The organism is Nitrospira sp., assembly GCA_029194665.1.
Classification (GTDB): domain Bacteria; phylum Nitrospirota; class Nitrospiria; order Nitrospirales; family Nitrospiraceae; genus Nitrospira_D.
Window position 1 is genome coordinate 263431 of record JARFXO010000003.1, and the last position, 17830, is coordinate 281260.

Consider the following 17830-nt stretch of genomic DNA (forward strand, 5'->3'; position numbering starts at 1 on the left):
ATCCTTGCCAGCAGAAACGTCGGCAGGAGATTAGATGCGCTGGGTTTCGAGACGGTCCATCCTGGCTTTGAGCATGGAGATGTCTGTTTCGAGTGTGCGGATTCGTTGGTCGAGCTGTGAAAAAGAAAGTCGCATGAGCGCGCGCATTTCTTTGAATTCATCGCGGAATTCATCTCGGATCTCCTGCAATTCATGCCGAATATCCGAATGGCCTTCCGCGATTTGGCGGATGTTACTTTGGAGGGCTTCGGGGACTACGCCAAAGTGTCGCTTAATTTCTTCAACCTGTGCATCAGTCATAGCGCGTTTGTATAGACTGAATGACCGGGAAAAGCAATGCCGCAGGAAGCCACTATCCTCGATCAGGGACAGAAGGAAGCTGCTGAATGATTTTTGTCAACCGCTCAAACTGTTCTGGAGAGATGGAGGCAAATTCGATTCCAAATTCTTGACTGGACACCCAGCGGACAACCGCCTGCTCCACCTCGATGGTCGTCATGGGTTCCGGGACATCGATAGAAAGCTTCATGCGTATTCCAACCAGTACGGGAATGAAGCTTTGGACTCGACAGCCTCGGATAGACAGGTCTATGGCTGTTCCTGTCCCTTCTGGAATTTCCGGCGTTGATAAGCTGCTTCGAAAATGCACCGGGTACCTGGCGCAGCGACGCTGATACATAAGGCCCCTCCTTTTATGGAATTGCCTTTAGAACAGCCTATGCCACGTATCGCCGTCTCGATCAGCATCCCCAAAGGGACGCATCAATTTCGATTAGTCGAATAATGAATGGTCTGGAAAATACTCTTCTATCATCGAAAAGGCAATATGAACCCGGCGGTGGAGTGCCGGGAATGTCGAAGTAGGTGAGGGGCAACTGACGGATGGCGATTCTCGGGTCTTTCTTCGAAGCCGCTCTGTCAACTCCTCATGCGCAGATCGACGGTGACCAACGGCCATCGGGCGAATGATTCGTCTCTTCTGATCGACGGCATAGGCGATGCAGAAGCGGCGAAGCTGGGCTATCCATGATTCAAGTCCGATCAAGCTGCTCCCCTGACTCTTAGTCCAAGTATTGATTCATTTGTCTCGGCCGTGGCGCAGGATGGTAACAATGCCAACGACGATGATCACGGTTGCGACCATCCCATACCAAGGCAAGATAACCCATGGATCGGTGTGCTTTACGTAGCTCACGATCCAATGACCGGCAAACACAAGACTCAACACGATCAAGGCTGCAATAACGAGGCTTCCTTCACGCTGCGATTTATCAGCGGGCATGCGTCAGCTCCTTAGAATTCGCATCGCCACCTTGTCCTCGCGCTCCACTTGCACATGTCGCGGCTCATCACGCTCGCCTGCATAAAAGAAAAAGCGATAGGGCCTGATCGTAGTACAGTGGGCATGCCCGTCGATTCGGGGTGATATTAGCACGGTCTTGGTCCGGTGAAGCTCGTAACATTAGCCTGCCGCTACCCTCTGGTGTTGAAATGCAATCGTAATCGGTTAAACCGCGGGCTTGCGTCAAGGACGAGAATCATGCAGAGAGAGTGGGCGGTAGGGCTGCTAAGGTATTTCCCGCTCATCCAAACACTCACGCCTCTTGCCCGTTTGGTCGGCGGCTGATCATAAGGAAATCTTGATGCACCGGGATGCGGTACCTCCCGTCGTGCGTTGCGAAGTGGGTCCGAACGTAGGTTTCCATGTCGTGCCTGGTGGGTGCATCGGTGATCTCCACCAAGTTGAGCATAAATTCCGCAACGGCGCAGGCCTTGTCCAAGTCCGGCGTGTCGACGTGCGCAGGATCCAGCGCGATCGTGACATCATACTGGTCCGGATGCTTGGCACGAAAGGCGTCGGCGGCTTGACGCAATTCAAACCGGTGACCGAAGAAGTGGTACAACATGTTCATGCACCCGCTTTCTCGATGTTGCAGCACCACGATCGTCACGCCGGTCGGCGACATCCATGAGACGAGGCGTTCCAGGTGAGCCGGCCATTCCTCAGCCGGAATGTAATAGAACGTCTGGGAGCAGAGGACCAGATCGCCCGGCGCATCAGGCTGGGCTGCCAGGATCGGTAGGCCGATCACCTCGATGGTCGGAAGCGTCTGCTGTAACTGTGTTCGGAGATGGGTGTTCGGCTCAATGGCGATGGTGCGGGTAAAGGCGCCCGCGAAAGACTGTGTCACTTCACCATTCCCCGCGCCGGCGTCGATGAAGACCCGATGAGCCGGTAATCTCTCCACCACTCCCTGCAACCAACGTTTAGCATTCCGCTTCTGGTCCGTGTGTTGGAGGAATATTTGAAAGGCTTGCTTATAGGCCTCTCCTTGGGAATCAAAGATGCGAATACGTTCTTGGTCTGTCATGCGACGTTAGGTTCCGTTGTTAGGCCATTGGGACACGATCTTCACCTGTATAGACGACGAATCGTTTGCCGCGCAGGAAGCCGACGAGCGTCAAATTAAATTCCCAGGCGAGTTGGACCGCCAGGCTGGACGGGGCGGAGACACAGGCGACGACAGGGAGCCCGGCGACCAGAGCTTTTTGGACGATTTCAAAACTTCCCCTCCCGCTCACGAGCAAGATGGATTCGTCGAGCGGCAGACGTTGTTCCAGTAGAGCCCAACCGATCAGCTTGTCCAGGGCGTTATGGCGTCCCACATCCTCCCGCAGCGCAATCAATTTCCCTGTCGTATCGAATAGACCAACTGCGTGGAGCCCGCCGGTTCGGCCGAAGAGAGTCTGGGATGAGCGCAAGGTTTTAGGCAGAACGCACAAGACCTCTGGGGAGACACGCAGATTTGGATTGGGCCGGACGATACCACGCACCCGCACCGCGTCGATGGAGGCCTTGCCGCAAAGACCGCAGCTTGATGACGTCAAAAAATTTCGTTGTAGCGCGGCTGGTTTGGACCGGACACTTCGGACGAGATCCACACGGACAACATTGTGTTTATGGTTGCCGGTAGTGACTTGCCGGAGCGTGACGATTTCCTCGGCGCTCGTAATCACGCCTTCCGTCAGTAGGAATCCAGAGGCTAACTCAAGATCCTGTCCTGGTGTGCGCATGGTGATGCTGATTGGGTTGGAGCCGATACGAATCTCAAGCGGTTCTTCTCCGACGAGGTAATCTTCAAACCGAGAGACTTTGCCCTCCTGCCATTCGGTCACTCCCGTGACCTCCACAGGGCGCACGGGGACGGCCGTTATGCGTAGTTTTCTCCGTGAATCAGCGGTGGGTTTCTGTGTACGCGAAGGTCGCGAGGACATGTTGTCTAGCCGTCTGCCGAAACGATCTCAACCGTGGCGTTGTAATCTGGGATGCCGCAGGGATCGAGACGGCCTGCCGGAATAACGTGGTTGGCCTCCGGCCAATAGACTTGCACCGATCCCGGTTTGACACGTTCAATGACGATGTGTCCGCGATACTCGCCGAGCTCATTGCGCAGGATGACAGGATCTCCTGCATCGAGTTTCAGGCGGGTTGCATCTTCGGCCGCCATCAGCACACTGTCGCGGGCAGCCCCGATGAGTGGGTCTACCTCGGCTCCGACCATGCTATTGAATTGTTTGCCTCGTCTGGTGGTGAGGAAGAATCGCCCTTCAGGAATCGTCTCCTCCGGCAGATCGATCGGCGTGAACCGGCCTTTTCCGTCAGGCGTCCCGAAGCGATCGGCCAGGAGGCGAGGGCCCCCGTACTGAACCTGATCTCCCTTCTTGTACAGAGTGCCGATCCCTTTATAGGTTGGACAGACTCGCTCGATCTCTCGTCTGATATCGCGTGTGTCAACCCACGGGAAGATCTTGGCTGCCCGTACAGGATCAAGCGCTCGAGCGATTAAGACAGGAATTTCCCACTCATCTAGGGCCTCGCCGGGACGAGGCCCTGGAATCTCCGGACTGTAGATGATCCGCCGCTCCGTGCTTGTCTCTGTCCCGCCGCCCTGTTGCTCGTAGCGTGTCCGAGAGGGGAGTAGGACCGCGAGGTCCGCCGGCTCTTCCAGCATGGTGGAACTCACCACGATATCTTGGTGCACACGAAGGCCGATGTTACCGAATGCCCGTCGCACTCGTTCCGGCTCGGGTAATGTTTCCAGAAAGTTGCCGCCGCTTTGCCAGAGGATGTCGATCTCGCCTCGTTCTGCCGCCAGGATCATCTGGGCCGCTCCTAGACCTTTCCATGAAGGAGGCTGGAAGCCCCAAAATTCCGGCATGGCAAACAGAGCTGCGTTCTGGTTGCTGACCGGATAATCCATCGAATAGGCGTTCGGCATGGCGCCCATCTCAGCGCCACCCTGGACTCCGCTGTGCCCACGGATCGGCATGAGGCCTGTGTGTGGCCGCCCCACATTCCCACGGGCGAGCTGCAGATTCACGATTGCCTTCACATTGTCGGTCCCATACCGATGTTGGGTCACACCCATGCTCCACACGATGATGGCATGACGCGCCTTCCCGAATGCCTGCGCGAACCGGTACATGTCGCTGCGGGTCACCCCTGCACCCCGTTCGAGGCTCTCCCAGGGGAGGGCGCGCACTTTGGATTGAAGGTCTTCCCAGCCGACGGTCCGGGCGATGATGAAATCACGATCGACCCAGTCCTGCTCGATGAGATGTTTCAGCACGCCGTAGAAGAACGGAATGTCCCCGCCGACATGGATGTGAAAGAAATCGTCCGCGAGTTGCGTGCCGAACAAGGCGCTCTCTGCCACGGATGGAATCCAATAACGCTCCATGCCCGGCTCGACGAAGGGATTGACCACCAGGATATTCGTGCCGGCTTTCTTCGCATAGTAGAGGTATTTCAATGTCACCGGCTGATTATTGGCGGGGTTGGCGCCGACAAACACCAGGAGATCGGCTCCGATCCAATCCCGGTAGGAACAGGTGGTGGCCGAGCAGCCGATCGTTTCCTTGAGCGCCGCCGTACTGGGCGCGTGGCAGATGCGCGCACTCGTGTCGATGTGGTTGGTGCCGATGAAACGAGCTACTTTCTGATGGGCATAGTAGGCTTCGTTCGTGATGCCACGAGCAGTCAGAAACCATCCGAGGCGATGAGGGTCGGTGATACGTAGTCGTTGAACAATCAGGCGGATAGCTTCTTCCCAGGAGACTCGTCGAAAGCCTCTGTCTCCGCGATGACGGATCATCGGAACGCAGAGTCGCCCCAGCTTCCTCAAAGCCTTGCCTTTCATGGCGCGCAGCGGAGCCACATCTTCGAGGCGATGCCAGTCCATGGCCGGCATCGTGTTGAGCCGGAGGATCTGCAACCGGACCCAACACAGGTGCAGGTCCTTCATGGTCCAGTCGTGCATGCCCGTGGTGCCGAGTGAGCACCCGTCACAACAGCCGTCGCGCAAGATGCGGTAGGCGTAGCCGAGGTTGTCGCGATTTTCCCAGACTGCGTCGAGGATGTCTTTGTAATTGTTCGGATGCTGCTGATGGAGCCCGAAGGGGATCAGACTGACCCAGTTTCTTTGAGCCGATCCCTTCCCTGATGCATGCTCGTCCGCCATGACTCTCAGGTTCCTTCTCTGCAGACCGGTATTGTAGCACTCCTTAGTCAGGTTAGGCTTCTCCCTTCGAGTCTCGCCATAATTTTTGTCATCAACGGATTCTTCTGAAGTGCCGCTTGAGGCTTACAATTGAGACCGATGCGTGCTTCGCATAAGAGCGGCGATATCGATACTTCGTACCAAGGAAAGGAGGAGTCGCGATGGGACTTCAGCCGCGGCAGGTTGGGTGCCAAGCGAGCAGTCGGTCCTCCGGAAGTGAACGATACACGATCCAAGGTCTGACTCCCATTAGTTTTTCCTGATTGGGGGTGTCGGATAGACATCCGAACGTCGTAGTTATGTTATGCACGATCCAAGGTCCGACCTCCTAAGTTTGTGTAGGAAACGGTGAAAGGTTCGCCGACGCGCTGAAGTGAAGGGGCAGGCGGTCCAATAGCAGGAAGCTAGGTTATATCTGCGTTCTACTTGACAGTGGGTCCGGCTCGGCGCAAGAATCTGCCGCCTCTGTTCCGGCCCCGCATGGACATAAGGAAGGGATCAAGAATTGATCATGCCGTCAGCTCCGATTCGGATCAGACCGGGGGAGGATGGACAGCTGATCGTGCAGCTCCCACACGCCCTCGATCGGAAGTACCCCAACGCGCCGAAAGACTGGCGCTGGCAATGGGTCTTTCCGCAGGAAACCCGGTGGAACAACACGAAGACGGGCGAAGAAGGACGGCATCACGTTCACAAGACGATACTGCAACGGACTATCAAGGATGCTGTCGGCAGAGTCGGTGTGGTCAAGCATGCCGGGTGCCACACATTCCGGCATTCGTTCGCCACGCACCTCCTTGAGACCGGCTACGACATCCGGACCATCCAAGAACTGCTCGGTCACAAGGACGTCAGCACCACCATGATCTACACGCACGTATTGAACAAAGGCGGCCATGGGGTGAGGAGTCCGATCGATGGTCTGTGAACTGTCTTATACAGACTGCATAAGACGACGACCTGAAGGCGGTATTTGCGCAGAATGTGCCATGCTTCAATGAGTTAGGGTGGACAATCGGTGCGTGCTAGCCGGTTTAGGCAGAAGTGGACAGCCTGTCATAACCGGATTATACAGGCCGTCTAAACATAGTTAGCTGCTCAGAGGCAGGGAAACCATGACGAAAGGGGCGAACCACGAGGAGGTGATGAGTGCCGCGCATCAGGGGCATCCCGGGACCTTACCGCTTCTTCTTCACAAGCTTCGATTGCAGCGAGCCTCCTCACGTCCATGTGGAACGAGACGATTCCACGTGCAAGTTCTGGCTGGCTCCGCTCATGCTGGCGCGCAGCCATGGCTTCGCGGCCCAGTAGTTGACTCGCATCCGCCGAATCATTCACCAGCATCACAAGCAAATCATGGAGGCATGGCATGACCACTGCGGTAGGGAGTGAACCCCTTATCAGGGACGTGAAGATAACGCAGAGCGAGATCACCGCGCACCTGGCAGACGGTCGGGTAATCAGTGTCCCGCTCGCCTGGTCATGGCGGCTTTCGGAGGCAACGCCAGCCCAGCGTGCGAAGTTCCGTTTGATCGGGGCGGGACAGGGTATCCACTGGCCAGAAGTCGATGAAGATATCAGCGTCGAGGGCATGCTGTATGGGTCGCCGGCGCCCGGCGGGCCTGTCCCCCGGCAGAACACCGGCCTGGCGAAGCGGAGGGAACCGAAAGCGAAGGCAGCTAACCCGCCGATGCAGCGGACGACCGGAGGGACCGGCCGCCGCTGATCGCCAGGTCGTTCGGGCGACGCTTCGCGTCACCCGAACGGCCCCGCGGCTGTCGCGCGTGGTTCAAGACGCGAAGCGCGTCCTGAACCAGCGGCTGCACCGGACCGCCGCTGCACAACCTCCGGTTGCTCCGCACCTGCCGGTGAGCCGCGGGGCCGTTAGCGGCGGGGTAAGCAATCGGAACGCCGGGCGAGGAGTGGTATCCTCAGGGCATGAAAGTCAAGGAGGTCGTGCGGCTGCTTGAAGACGATGGTTGGCGACTGGTTGCTATGCGGGGCAGCCACCGTCAATACAAGCACGGCACCAAGCCTGGTTGCGTGACGGTGCCTGGTAAGCCGAGTGACGATCTGGCCCCAGGGACGCTCAACAGTATCTTGAAGCAGGCTGGCCTAAAGAAATGAGGTAGAAAGCATGCGCTATGCAGTTGTTATCGAAAAAGCAGAGGGCAACTACTCGGCTTACGTTCCGGATCTTCCAGGGTGCGTTGCAACAGGCGTAACTTCAGAGGACACTGAGCGCGAGATTCGCGAGGCGATCGAGTTACACTTGGAGGGGTTGCGGGAAGACGGCGCTCCGATTCCCCCACCTTCGAGCAAGGTTCAGTACATAGAAGTCGCCGCATAACCAATCGCTCGAGCGGACGTGTGATGTCTTTGCTCCTTTCTTGGGCGCAGTGTCCGCCCCGCTCATCTCTGTGTTAGCCAGACAGGGCTGCAGCGTTCTAAGCTCGCGTTGCGGCCGCGTGCATTCTGCAATTGTGCCGACCTCTAGATTGAGGCGTCGTGCAAAGCGCGCCCCCAGAATCCTTTCGTGCCGGCGCGAAGGAACCAACGGGGAGCCGGCGCGCATCGACGGGTGCAGGCAGAGGGCGACCAAGGGTTGATCCATCGGGGACGGGGAAGGCCATCCACTCGGCGCATCGCGGAGCCGGTCAAGGCGAAGATGCGGAGGCTGTATGAGATGCGCTATGGGGAGTTTGGACCGACGTTGGCGGCAGAGAAGTTGGTCGAGCAGCATGGGCTCTCTGACCCCGGTTGCAATAGTGGACGCCATGAATTGCAGCCTCATGCCGCCGGCTGTTGACGGACCCATTGCTGGGCAAATGCGGCGGGTGAGCGATTCCCGAGCCGGGAATGCCGCCGCTGACGCTTCTAGAAGAGCTCGATGTACTCCGCGATCTCGCGCTGAGCCTGCTCACGGGTCTCGTAGCGACGATGATGCACCAGCTCACCAGCAGAAAATGTACTGGGAATCTTTGTGTTGAAGCCGACGCCTAGCTGGCGGCGCAATAGCGGTTTTCAGTCTTCCACACCTAGGCCAATCACGATGAGCACCGCATAGTCCTGCTTTGTGCCGCCCTCGAACGGAGGTATCGCTCCCCCTGGCGCAACTGGAAACGCCGTCTGCCTCGCGTGAGCCAGTGAGCAGGATCCACCCACCGTCGCTGGGGTATAGCGCGCGGAACGGCAGGCCAGGTGTGTCACGTCGTAAAGCGTCGCGCCGTGATCGAGCTCCCAGCGCCTGTCGCCATGAGTCCTCTCTCTGGTCGCCTGTGTTTCCCTTCAACCTTGAATTCGCACTCAAATAGATGAAATGGGATATTCGTCTATTTGGATCAGTTGCTCAGCCATATTTCAGCATGGCATCTAATGCCATGTATTGCCATTTATAGCCATCCATGGCATAGTTGAGAAGGTACATTACGAAAGGAGGCACCCGGTGCAGAGCATGAACATTTCTCTGCCTGATCCGTTGAAGCAATTTGTCGATGGACAGATTGCACAAGGCCGGTACAGCAGCGCCAGCGAATATGTGCGGGAACTCATCCGAGCCGATGAAAAGCGCAAAGCTGAGGATGAGCTGGAAGCAAAATTGCTGGAGGGATTGAGGAGTTCGAAAGCGGAACTGACGCCGTCAGATTGGAAAGAGATTCGCGCCGAGGCTTTGGCAAAGGTGGCTGCCCGAAAGAAGCCGCGCTGATGCCGACAGTCTACCGGCACGCGGCGGCCAAGCGTGACCTGGCTGAGCAATTTGTGTATCTCGCAGAAGAGGCAGGGTTGGACACGGCAGAGCGGTTCCTGGCCAGTGCCGAGGCGAGTTTCAACGATCTGGTCCGTCACCCGATGATCGGTTCGCCGCTGGCCCTGCGCCATCCTGATCTTGCTGCTATGCGCAAGTGGCGCATCAAAGATTTTGAGAACCACCTGATTTTCTATATTCCACACTCGGATGGTGTCACCATCGTGCGCGTGCTGCATGCGGCAAGGGACTGGTGGAGCTTACTGGGGATCGAAACCTAGCAGGAGACGGGGGAGCATCCATCATCAGCCATGAAATTCGCGTGCTCGATGTGGTGGCGCTGACCGAAGATATCTCTGATCGTGGGTTACTGTGCGGACAACTGGGGACTGTGGTGGAATCGCTTGATCCGGGCCTGTTTGAGGTGGGGTTTGTGGATAACAACGGCAAGCCCTACGCCGTGCTTCCGGTGAAATCCTGCCAATTGCTTGTGTTGCACTTTCAGTCCGTGTGATCCTTCGCAATCTTGAGGAATATAAAAGGGGTTGTGATTCGTTTACGAACAGCTTCGCGTTGCCTTTGATCTAACGTCGCCGCGAAAGCTGTCGATGCCCAGCCTGTGTTCAGTCTTCCACGCCCACGCCGATCGCGATGAGCACCGCATAGTCCTGCTTCGTGCAGCTCTCGAACGGAGGCATCGCTCCCCCTGGCGCAACTGGAAACGCCGTCTGCCTCGCGTGAGCCCGCGAACACGAAGTACCCCCCGTCGTCGGTGTATAGGAAAAGAAATGTGGGGGCAGATCTCGTGTTGTGCATGCCATTGCGCGAGTCATGGGAGCATGATGAGGGTCGCACCTTGAATTGTGCACTCAATTGCATGACGGGATTCCATATTCAAGACGGCGTAGACTGTTCCAGCAAGACTTATGGCCAGCGAATGCATTACAAAAGGGGCTCGCTCCTTGTTGGGCATCCAGTTCCCTGATTCGAAGCAGGCCATCGATGCCGACTGGCGCAGGTCGATCGGGCTAGGGTAGATACCGGTCGATATTCAGAGCTCCGTGGAAGACGGCGATGATGTCGATCGCTTCCGAGCTCTTGATCACGCAAGCGATACGATAATGTCCGTGAAGCAGGATGCGGATGTGTCGGTCTGGCTTCTGCTAGTAGCGGTATTCTGATTCTTGAAATTGCCTAAGGATTTCGGCTTTCAGATAGATGGTTTCGATAGTTCGGGCTGGAGCGGAGGGATTATCGAGCGCGATGTAGTCGTAGATGTCACGCAACCATCTTTCGGCTTCGACGGTCCACGTCAATTCTGCCATGTCTTGCTGCGGCGCCCCATCTCTTCATGGCTGATGGTCTTTCCTGCGTCAGAGTCAGCGAGCCCTCGGTCGATCATTCGTGCGAACGCTAGCTCCCGTAGAAGCTCATCAGAGGAGTTGTCATCCGGTTGATCTTGAAGGATTTTGGCGAGCTGTTCTTTTGCGGAGGGCATGATCACCTCTTTATGAGAGACATCGATTCCGAAGTCGACCGTTACAAAGGTAGCGGTGTGCCCCCCGTTTTACAAGCGACCAGGCTTCGGCTTCTCCCAGACCGATGCGGGTGCGGAGCTGCTGGACGTGTGTCCGATTATCGACCGACCACCGAGTGATCCAATCGGTCTGGGCAATCTCAAGGCTTCTCGGACGACCAGGCGCCGGGCTCACACTTTCCGCATAGACTGCATCGGGAATAACGATCTGATCGGCCAATTGATGCAACAAGCCAAGCGAGCTGATCCGAGCCAGCGCAATCGAGGGACTCGCGTCAAGGACGAGAATCATGCGTAAGGACGGGGTGGTGGAGCGGCTAATGTCCGCAGATCGTCGGGAAGGGCCTCCGCAGAATAGTCAAACCAGGGAATCTGATACTCGGTCAAGTAGGCCGGGAAGTCACTCAACGAGATCTGAAGAAATTCCGCTGCGCGAGCCCTTGCAGCTCTTCCGCGACGGACCAGGTCCAAGATGAGGGCGATCTTTGCTCCCTGACGTGCCTCGGCTTCTGTCCCAGGCACCTGCAGCGACTCAGGGGGAATATCGATCGTAAGCGGCTGTCTCATAGCGAAAAGTGTAGCAGGTTGCACTCAGCGAAACACGTTGGTCCGCGCCAGGTCGATGATCTCGTCGCCGCGTCCGTTGAGCACCGCCTTGATCATAAAGAGACCGAACCCGATCATCTGATCCACCTTGATCGAGGGAGGCAGTGCCAGTTCCTGGCGATTCACCGACACTTCAACTAAGGCCGGGCCGTCATGATTCAACGCGTCCGCCAGCATGGGACGGACCTGCTCCGGCGTCTCTGCCGTCAGCCCCAACAATCCCGCCGCTTCGGCGATCTGAGCAAAATTCGGGTTGTGCAGTGTCGTGGCGTAATCGAGAAAGCCCGCCGCCTTCATTTCAAGCTCAACAAAACCGAGTGAGTCGTTCTTGAAGACCACCAACTTGATCGGCAATCGCAACTGACGGAGCGACAGCAGGTCGCCTAAGAGCATGGCGAGGCCGCCGTCCCCGGACAAGGTGATCACCTGACGACCGGGATGGCTCAGTTGCGCGCCGATCGCTTGAGGCAGGGCATTGGCCATTGATCCATGCGTGAAGGATCCCAGCAACCTCCGTTTGCCGTTCATCCTGAGGTACCGTGCCGCCCAAATGGTGGGAGTTCCCACATCGCAGCAGAAGATAGCGTCGTCAGCGGCAAGGTCATCGAGCACCTTGGCGATGTATTGGGGATGGATCGGCTTTCGGCCCGGCTCTCCCGAGGCAAGATCGTCAAGTTCTTTACGCGCCATGTGATACAGTTGCAGGGCATTTGTCAGGTGTCGATCATCGTTCTTCCGTTCCAGCCTGGGCGATAAGGCTGCGAGCGTCGTTTTAACATCACCGATCAACCCCAGATCCACCCTGGTCCGTCGACCGATCTGCTCGCCGCGTAGATCGATTTGCACGACAGTGGCGTGATCTGGATAAAATTGCTGATAGGGGAAGTCGGTGCCGAGCATCAACAATGTCTCACAGTCCATCATGGCATGGTAGCCGGAGGCAAATCCCAGCAACCCTGTCATCCCGACATCGAAGGGATTGTCGTACTCGATGAACTCCTTACCTCGCATGGCGTGAACAATCGGCGCCTGCAGTTTGTCCGCCACTTCCATCAATTGATCGTGAGCGCCGGCGCAACCGGCGCCGCCTAGAATCGTGATCCGACGCGCGCCGTTCAACGCCTCCGCCAACCTGTCGAGCTGATCATCGGACGGTCGCACAGTCGGCGTTGCCTGTGCAAAGCTGAGGCGCGATTCGCTCACAGGGGCTGGTTGCAAGGCGATCTCGCCTGGTAGAACGATCACCGAGACACCGCGGCGCGACAAGGCGGTTTGCACCGCAATCTGGAGGAGGCGAGATATCTGCTCCGGCTGTGACACCAATTCGCAATAGTGACTACAGTCACGGAACAGCCGCTCCGGATGGGTTTCCTGGAAATAACCGCTGCCGATCTCGCGGCTTGGAATCTGAGCGGCGATCGCCAGGAGCGGGACACGGCTCCGGTGGGCACCGTACAGCCCATTGATCAGATGGAGATTTCCCGGCTCGCAGCTTCCGGCGCACACCGCCAGGCGCCCGGTCAGGTGAGCCTCGGCTCCGGCGGCGAATGCGGCTGTCTCTTCATGTCGCACGGCCACCCACCGGATATCCCCGCGCCGGCGGATGGAATCGGTAATCCCGTTGAGAGAGTCGCCCGCTACGCCATACACTCGCTTGACCCCAACGAGGGCCAGGCTGTCGACCAAGAGCTCCGCCACTGTTTTCTTGCTCATGGGGCCTTGGCGGTTAGGCAGATTCGTCGCGGCAGGAAAAGGGGCTTCAACTTCACATTCTTCCTGGGCGATTTCAATGTTTCGGATTACGGCGGTTCGGATTTACGGTCAGGGCTCTATGCCCATGCCCACGCCAAGACCGATTCTCGCCCGCAGGAGATCATGCCGAGTGACTGAGTACGCAACCACGCCGCCGCGCTCGACCGGGAGGCTGACGACTCGATGTTTCTCCATCATTTTCGCAGCCTCGGGAATTTCCGTCGATGGGGTGATCGTCAAGCGATCCTTCCGCATGATCTGTTCGGCCGATAGCTTGTTCAGATCATGTCCCTTGTCGAGCGCCTTCATTGCATCAAACTCATTGATGAAGCCGAGATACGTACCCTTGGCATCCACCACCGGCGCCCCGGCCGTGTGGGTCGACAACAACGCCAGCGCAATGTCCATGCCGTTCTCTCCGGCGTGAAATACTAACGGATTGGTCGCGTCGATTTGACCGACGGTCTTGAGCCCGCCTACAGGCACACCTTCCATGGTCATGAGATCCTCCTCAAGGAGTTGCTTGGTACAGTTCGTTGATCGTCTGTTTTTGAGTCGTACCGGTTTCCATGCGTCCATTCCTTCTTAGGACAGTTCGTGAGGGTGAACGTGACTCCGCTGACCTTCCCTCGCTTAGCCACGATGATCGCCGAGGACGCCACAGCGTGAACAATGTGTTTGTCGTGAGCGGCAAGACGGAATTTGTATCGGGTCTAACGGACTCACGAGCATGTCTGTTTACGGCCTCTTGTCGGGGGCAAAGGCGACGTCCGTGACTTTGTGCTCATCATCCACGAGGAGTACGGCAGTATCGCCTGCGGAGAGCGTCGCCAGCTTCGTCTGAATAAGCGGTCTCACCTTGTAGGTGTGGTCTTTGCCGTCCTTGGTTTGAATGACGATGGTATTGTCCTTTAAAGGCATCACGATTCTTCCAGAAACCTGAGCAAGGTTGCCTGTCAGAGGGGATTTCTTCTGCCAAAGTTCTGCCGCACGATGGACAGCTTCTTTGCTTCCAAACGTGACGTCGACGATCTTATCCAACTCGTCGATGAGAAACACGGCATCCACGCCGACTGGAACTGAGGCGACCTTGCTTCGGGCGACCGGCCGGATGAAATAAGACGCTTCCGTGCCGGCGGCTGTGCGCACTACAGCCTTGTCATGCCCGGTCTCCATCGGTTCGACGAGCTGACCATGAACGACCGAGTGGTGGCTCGACTCTCCTATCACATGCACATCTACAAGAAGATTCTGGTCGTTGACGATCAGCTCGATCCGATTGCCCACTTTCAAGTCCGGTAATCCCTTGGCCTTCCGTACCTCCATTGGAATGAATCGCGGTTGCAGCTCGCCGGTATTAATTCTCGCCTGATCGCTCCTGACTTCATCCACCGTGCCAAGGAGTACCCGGTCTCCTGGGAGTAGCTGCGGGTGCATTGGTTCCGTCTGGGTCGCCGCGCCGCTGAAGGACGCCGTCGAGAGACACCACACCGACAAGGCGACGACTCGCGCCAGCGTGGTGCGGGTTAAGTAACGATCCTGCTCGGAATGCTGTTGAGTCCACATCTTTGTGCCCTCCTTTGTGACAGATCGACATACGTTCAGAGATTCTTTCTGAGCCGGACGACTTTTCCACACACTGCATCCTCGCTCGCCACCGGAATGGCGTCATACTTCCGGTTCAACGGATGGAGGATGCAGTGGGTGCCGACACGTTTCACCTGACGCAGGAGCATGGATTCTGAATCGCCATCCCGATGACGCGCGATCACATAGTCGTTCGGTTCCCACTCGAGGTCGGGATTGACAAAAATCATTTCCTCTTTGCTGAAGAGGGGCTCCATCGAATCGTCTTGGACTTTCACGGCGAAGGTGCGCGTTCCGGACACGTCGGTCGCCTCGATCATTGCCTCGGCCTGGAGAAAATCAGGAAGGGTTTTCAGTGATACAACCTGACCCATTTGATCCCAGCGCAGCAGGGGAAACTGTTGGAGTTGACCCGCCGTGGAATGATGAGCCTTGACCGGCAATTCAACCGTCGTTCGGACATGCGGCGACAGGCCGGTGCGCAGGAAGTCTGCGTTCATCCGGAAATATTTCGCAAATTTGTCCCAGACCGCGGGATCGTCGGGGGTTCTGTTGGCGAGAATATTGGTGATCGTTCGGAGAGAGACTCCGACCGATAATGCCAATTCCCTTTCCGTTAAACCCTCGCCTAATTCCCTGTGGATGAGGCCTTTGAGATTCACAGTGAAGGTCCCTCCCCGATTCGATGGCGACGTTCAGGAGCTGACTTAATACGCTACGGATCCGGGCAGTCAGTACCTTTCATTTCATGAGCTCCTGCGATTCGATATCCTGTGCTGCGCGTAAAGTCTTACAGATTGTACGGTCTCGCGCTATCAGGGAATAAACGGTTCGTTTGTCGAATTGGACGATAAAGATTCTGTCGTTTTATAAAGGACAACGATGGGGCGGTGAGTCAGATGGGTCGCGAGGACGATCAGGGTGCAGGATTACACCGGATACCGTAACCTCCGCTTAGCTGCTGTTTTGATCCGTAGCCGTTACGGTGGAAGCTTCTGCCACCGATTCACATATTCTTGAACTGCCGTGACAAACGCCGCATGACTCCAGGTCAAAGGGGAAACCGAAAGTGGGACACCGGAGTAAGGGTGAATCTGTTCCGAGAACACTCCCGAAGGCAGTGCATGGCGGCTGCACCATTCGAACAGCGGCAGCGCTCCTTTCAGGTCCTCCTTGCTAGTCGCCGTCGCAATGAGCCACTGAGCGAGCCAGAGCGTGCAGATGAACCAGGGGTTTCCAGGAACGTTCTCAAGATCCTGACTCTGCCGGTGATAGCCATCGCCCTCGTACCGAGCCATGCCGCCGATGTCGGTCTTCACCCAGAGGCGTTCTTGCACAGCCTTCATGGTCCGCACGATGCGCGGATCGTCCGGTGGTAACATGCCGAAATACCACAGCCCGCACAGCGATGAATCAAGAGTTTCATCGATGGTCCAGCTTTCATCCGAGGCTCGATTCGCCATCCTGACAAAGCGATTCAATCCCGGGCTGTAGAGGACTTGTTCTACGCCTTTCTTGATTTGGTCTGCCGCAGCACTGTAACGCCCAGCGAGCGCCTCCTCTCCGAAGGCTTTCGCAAAGCGTGCAGCAGCGACGAGGCCGCTCCACACGGCTCCGCAGGTAAAGGCCAAGACGCCGCGCCGTTCTTCCCAGAGGTCGTAGGAAGATAATGGCAATCCCGTGGCTGCATCGCGATAATTCGTCATGAAGTCTGCGGCGCGGACGATCAACGACCGGTACAGCGGCTTGATATACTCGACATTTTTCCACGTCCCGAACCGGTTCCAGAGCGCCCAGAGGACGAGGGCGGTCTCGTCTTCCTGAATCGGCAACTCCTTCCGGCCGGCGCGCACCCATGGATGCCAGCTCGAGGCCAACGTGCCGTCCGGATTATATTTGTGGAGCAAATATCCTTCCTTGGTCAGGACCCGGTCGCAGAAGGGATAAAAGGGACGCGCGACTTCCAGGAATCCCGCCAAGTCCAGCGCATAAGCGACCATCGCCCCATCGCGAGGCCACATGTAAGAGTAGGTATCGCGCACGTCAGAGGCGATGTCGGAGTCATTGGCGGCGACGATGGCGCCTTCGTTGTCGATCTGCGTGCGTATGATGAGCAGACTCAGGCAGTAGAGTCGACAAATCTCAGCCGGCAGATCGACGAAGTCCGGTCGGTGTGCATCCAACCAGAGCTGCCAGTACGAGGCGGTTCGATCGATAAAGGTCCAAGGGCCACGGTGGCGCACAGACCGATTGAGTCGTGTCACCTCGTCAAAGTTCGAGCCGACCGCCAGCCAGTAGTACGCGGTTTGCGTGGCGCGGGCCGGCACAACGAGATGGACTGCTACGGTGGAATCGACCGATCCTTGCGCAATCGGGTTCCCCGAGAGCAGACCATCTTCGGCGTCCTTCCATGTGCCCTTCAGGTTGTTGACCTCCTTGTGGCCGCAGGCCCATTGATGGAGGCCGATGTGCCAGCCCTGGACGGAATCCGGCACATCCTCCGGTCGTTTGCCCGGCACCGCCGCGTTGATGAGGAACCACCGCGGGCCCTTGTAATGGTAGATCGCCCGGCGCTCCGGTTCATAGTACGCCGTGTCGCCTAGCTCGTGCCCTGAGATATGAAAGTCATGATGAAAAAACAGCCGCACCTCGCGGTCATGGTCTGCCGTGTTTCTGACTTCGATACGACGAAGGTAGAGATTCTCGTGAAAATCCACGGCGTCCTGACAACTCACATCAAGTTGGAGATCCGGATGGGAGAGGTCGACCTGAGTCACCAGCGTTTCATGGGAATACCGCAGTCGCCGACTCCAACGTGGATCGTCCAGCCACACGAACCGCCCATCGGCCCAGACGCCGAAACGGCAAACATGCCCATCGGTATGATTTTCCAAGCCAACATGCGGCCAATAGAGATCACGAAGCTGATAGCTACCGTCGAAGTTGAGGAGCAGCGACCCATTGCCAAGAGGCAGATCACGCGGCACGTGCCGTCCCTTTCTCCACTCATTCCCGTCGATCGGAATGAGCCGCTGGGGTAGG

The 17830-nt window shown here is 57.2% G+C and carries 23 protein-coding genes and 1 pseudogene; 8 read left to right on the forward strand and 16 right to left on the reverse strand.

Annotated features, from left to right (window positions below; genetic code table 11):
• Positions 1-30 precede the first annotated feature (30 nt).
• The 6 genes from P0119_10675 to P0119_10700 all read right to left on the reverse strand — a co-directional run bounded on the left by P0119_10675 (position 31) and on the right by P0119_10700 (position 5522).
• Positions 31-300, reverse strand: coding sequence for a hypothetical protein (locus P0119_10675; protein ID MDF0666518.1), 270 nt, complete (start codon positions 298-300; stop codon positions 31-33).
• A gap of 52 nt (positions 301-352) precedes the next feature.
• Positions 353-679 carry a PilZ domain-containing protein gene (locus P0119_10680; GenBank protein MDF0666519.1) on the reverse strand — a complete coding sequence of 109 codons (327 nt, stop codon included), beginning with the start codon at positions 677-679 and terminating at the stop codon, positions 353-355.
• 399 nt (positions 680-1078) lie between these two features.
• Positions 1079-1282 carry a hypothetical protein gene (locus P0119_10685; protein MDF0666520.1) on the reverse strand — a complete coding sequence of 68 codons (204 nt, stop codon included), beginning with the start codon at positions 1280-1282 and terminating at the stop codon, positions 1079-1081.
• A 313-nt stretch (positions 1283-1595) separates the two neighbouring features.
• Positions 1596-2372, reverse strand: coding sequence for a class I SAM-dependent methyltransferase (locus tag P0119_10690; protein MDF0666521.1), 777 nt, complete (start codon positions 2370-2372; stop codon positions 1596-1598).
• A 19-nt stretch (positions 2373-2391) separates the two neighbouring features.
• Positions 2392-3177 (reverse strand): formate dehydrogenase accessory sulfurtransferase FdhD, encoded by a 786-nt coding sequence (fdhD, locus tag P0119_10695; GenBank protein MDF0666522.1) that lies wholly within the window; start codon positions 3175-3177, stop codon positions 2392-2394.
• 104 nt (positions 3178-3281) lie between these two features.
• On the reverse strand, positions 3282-5522 hold the full coding sequence (locus P0119_10700; GenBank protein MDF0666523.1) for an FdhF/YdeP family oxidoreductase: 2241 nt from the start codon (positions 5520-5522) through the stop codon (positions 3282-3284).
• A 550-nt stretch (positions 5523-6072) separates the two neighbouring features.
• On the opposite strand from P0119_10700, the gene P0119_10705 reads away from it, so the two are divergent.
• The 5 genes from P0119_10705 to P0119_10725 all read left to right on the forward strand — a co-directional run bounded on the left by P0119_10705 (position 6073) and on the right by P0119_10725 (position 8370).
• On the forward strand, positions 6073-6489 hold the full coding sequence (locus P0119_10705) for a tyrosine-type recombinase/integrase (GenBank protein ID MDF0666524.1): 417 nt from the start codon (positions 6073-6075) through the stop codon (positions 6487-6489).
• A gap of 441 nt (positions 6490-6930) precedes the next feature.
• Positions 6931-7287, forward strand: a complete 357-nt coding sequence (locus tag P0119_10710; GenBank protein MDF0666525.1) for a DUF2442 domain-containing protein — start codon at positions 6931-6933, stop codon at positions 7285-7287.
• A 212-nt stretch (positions 7288-7499) separates the two neighbouring features.
• Complete coding sequence (locus P0119_10715; GenBank protein MDF0666526.1) at positions 7500-7688, forward strand: type II toxin-antitoxin system HicA family toxin; 189 nt, start codon at positions 7500-7502, stop codon at positions 7686-7688.
• A gap of 10 nt (positions 7689-7698) precedes the next feature.
• Positions 7699-7911 carry a type II toxin-antitoxin system HicB family antitoxin gene (locus P0119_10720; GenBank protein ID MDF0666527.1) on the forward strand — a complete coding sequence of 71 codons (213 nt, stop codon included), beginning with the start codon at positions 7699-7701 and terminating at the stop codon, positions 7909-7911.
• 186 nt (positions 7912-8097) lie between these two features.
• Positions 8098-8370, forward strand: coding sequence for a hypothetical protein (locus P0119_10725; GenBank protein ID MDF0666528.1), 273 nt, complete (start codon positions 8098-8100; stop codon positions 8368-8370).
• Here the strand turns inward: P0119_10725 and P0119_10730 are convergent.
• Positions 8352-8516, reverse strand: a pseudogene (locus P0119_10730) (IS3 family transposase). The gene P0119_10725 and the pseudogene P0119_10730 sit on opposite strands and share 19 nt — an antisense overlap.
• A gap of 499 nt (positions 8517-9015) precedes the next feature.
• Between P0119_10730 and P0119_10735 the strand changes: the two are divergent.
• Genes P0119_10735 through P0119_10745 form a run of 3 tightly spaced genes read left to right on the forward strand, consistent with a single transcriptional unit; the run spans position 9016 to position 9820 of the window.
• Entirely contained in the window at positions 9016-9267 is a 252-nt protein-coding gene (locus tag P0119_10735; protein ID MDF0666529.1) for a type II toxin-antitoxin system ParD family antitoxin, read from the forward strand.
• A complete protein-coding gene (locus P0119_10740; GenBank protein ID MDF0666530.1) occupies positions 9267-9587 on the forward strand; it encodes a type II toxin-antitoxin system RelE/ParE family toxin in 321 nt (106 codons plus the stop codon). The genes P0119_10735 and P0119_10740 overlap by 1 nt, the downstream gene beginning before the upstream one ends.
• Before the next feature lie 41 nt (positions 9588-9628).
• On the forward strand, positions 9629-9820 hold the full coding sequence (locus tag P0119_10745) for a DUF4926 domain-containing protein (protein ID MDF0666531.1): 192 nt from the start codon (positions 9629-9631) through the stop codon (positions 9818-9820).
• A gap of 649 nt (positions 9821-10469) precedes the next feature.
• Here P0119_10745 and P0119_10750 read toward each other — a convergent pair.
• From P0119_10750 to P0119_10790, 9 genes are all read right to left on the reverse strand, one after another.
• On the reverse strand, positions 10470-10631 hold the full coding sequence (locus P0119_10750; protein MDF0666532.1) for a hypothetical protein: 162 nt from the start codon (positions 10629-10631) through the stop codon (positions 10470-10472).
• Positions 10619-10804 (reverse strand): hypothetical protein, encoded by a 186-nt coding sequence (locus P0119_10755; protein MDF0666533.1) that lies wholly within the window; start codon positions 10802-10804, stop codon positions 10619-10621. The genes P0119_10750 and P0119_10755 overlap by 13 nt, the downstream gene beginning before the upstream one ends.
• Before the next feature lie 10 nt (positions 10805-10814).
• Positions 10815-11135 carry a hypothetical protein gene (locus P0119_10760; protein MDF0666534.1) on the reverse strand — a complete coding sequence of 107 codons (321 nt, stop codon included), beginning with the start codon at positions 11133-11135 and terminating at the stop codon, positions 10815-10817.
• The gene (locus tag P0119_10765) at positions 11132-11410 is read right to left on the reverse strand and encodes a UPF0175 family protein (GenBank protein MDF0666535.1); all 279 of its coding nucleotides are present in this window, start codon (positions 11408-11410) and stop codon (positions 11132-11134) included. Before P0119_10765 ends, P0119_10760 begins: the two co-directional genes overlap by 4 nt.
• Positions 11411-11434: 24 nt before the next feature.
• Positions 11435-13162 carry a ubiquinone-dependent pyruvate dehydrogenase gene (gene poxB / locus P0119_10770; GenBank protein MDF0666536.1) on the reverse strand — a complete coding sequence of 576 codons (1728 nt, stop codon included), beginning with the start codon at positions 13160-13162 and terminating at the stop codon, positions 11435-11437.
• A 108-nt stretch (positions 13163-13270) separates the two neighbouring features.
• Positions 13271-13702, reverse strand: a complete 432-nt coding sequence (locus P0119_10775; protein ID MDF0666537.1) for a CBS domain-containing protein — start codon at positions 13700-13702, stop codon at positions 13271-13273.
• Positions 13703-13939: 237 nt separating this feature from the next.
• Positions 13940-14767 carry a hypothetical protein gene (locus P0119_10780; GenBank protein MDF0666538.1) on the reverse strand — a complete coding sequence of 276 codons (828 nt, stop codon included), beginning with the start codon at positions 14765-14767 and terminating at the stop codon, positions 13940-13942.
• Positions 14768-14802: 35 nt separating this feature from the next.
• Complete coding sequence (locus P0119_10785; protein ID MDF0666539.1) at positions 14803-15450, reverse strand: XRE family transcriptional regulator; 648 nt, start codon at positions 15448-15450, stop codon at positions 14803-14805.
• A 318-nt stretch (positions 15451-15768) separates the two neighbouring features.
• Complete coding sequence (locus tag P0119_10790; GenBank protein ID MDF0666540.1) at positions 15769-17775, reverse strand: glycoside hydrolase family 15 protein; 2007 nt, start codon at positions 17773-17775, stop codon at positions 15769-15771.
• Positions 17776-17830: the final 55 nt, after the last annotated feature.

Coding starts and splice junctions, on each gene's coding strand:
- P0119_10780 (MDF0666538.1), bottom strand. CDS start 14,767: ATGTGGACTCAACAGCATTCCGAGCAGGATCGTTACTTAACCCGCACC.
- P0119_10690 (MDF0666521.1), bottom strand. CDS start 2,372: ATGACAGACCAAGAACGTATTCGCATCTTTGATTCCCAAGGAGAGGCC.
- P0119_10755 (MDF0666533.1), bottom strand. CDS start 10,804: ATGCCCTCCGCAAAAGAACAGCTCGCCAAAATCCTTCAAGATCAACCG.
- poxB (MDF0666536.1), bottom strand. CDS start 13,162: ATGAGCAAGAAAACAGTGGCGGAGCTCTTGGTCGACAGCCTGGCCCTC.
- P0119_10735 (MDF0666529.1), top strand. CDS start 9,016: ATGAACATTTCTCTGCCTGATCCGTTGAAGCAATTTGTCGATGGACAG.
- P0119_10705 (MDF0666524.1), top strand. CDS start 6,073: ATGCCGTCAGCTCCGATTCGGATCAGACCGGGGGAGGATGGACAGCTG.
- P0119_10775 (MDF0666537.1), bottom strand. CDS start 13,702: ATGACCATGGAAGGTGTGCCTGTAGGCGGGCTCAAGACCGTCGGTCAA.
- P0119_10680 (MDF0666519.1), bottom strand. CDS start 679: ATGTATCAGCGTCGCTGCGCCAGGTACCCGGTGCATTTTCGAAGCAGC.
- P0119_10710 (MDF0666525.1), top strand. CDS start 6,931: ATGACCACTGCGGTAGGGAGTGAACCCCTTATCAGGGACGTGAAGATA.
- P0119_10715 (MDF0666526.1), top strand. CDS start 7,500: ATGAAAGTCAAGGAGGTCGTGCGGCTGCTTGAAGACGATGGTTGGCGA.
- P0119_10760 (MDF0666534.1), bottom strand. CDS start 11,135: ATGATTCTCGTCCTTGACGCGAGTCCCTCGATTGCGCTGGCTCGGATC.
- P0119_10765 (MDF0666535.1), bottom strand. CDS start 11,410: ATGAGACAGCCGCTTACGATCGATATTCCCCCTGAGTCGCTGCAGGTG.
- P0119_10700 (MDF0666523.1), bottom strand. CDS start 5,522: ATGGCGGACGAGCATGCATCAGGGAAGGGATCGGCTCAAAGAAACTGG.
- P0119_10675 (MDF0666518.1), bottom strand. CDS start 300: ATGACTGATGCACAGGTTGAAGAAATTAAGCGACACTTTGGCGTAGTC.
- P0119_10740 (MDF0666530.1), top strand. CDS start 9,267: ATGCCGACAGTCTACCGGCACGCGGCGGCCAAGCGTGACCTGGCTGAG.
- P0119_10750 (MDF0666532.1), bottom strand. CDS start 10,631: ATGGCAGAATTGACGTGGACCGTCGAAGCCGAAAGATGGTTGCGTGAC.
- P0119_10685 (MDF0666520.1), bottom strand. CDS start 1,282: ATGCCCGCTGATAAATCGCAGCGTGAAGGAAGCCTCGTTATTGCAGCC.
- P0119_10720 (MDF0666527.1), top strand. CDS start 7,699: ATGCGCTATGCAGTTGTTATCGAAAAAGCAGAGGGCAACTACTCGGCT.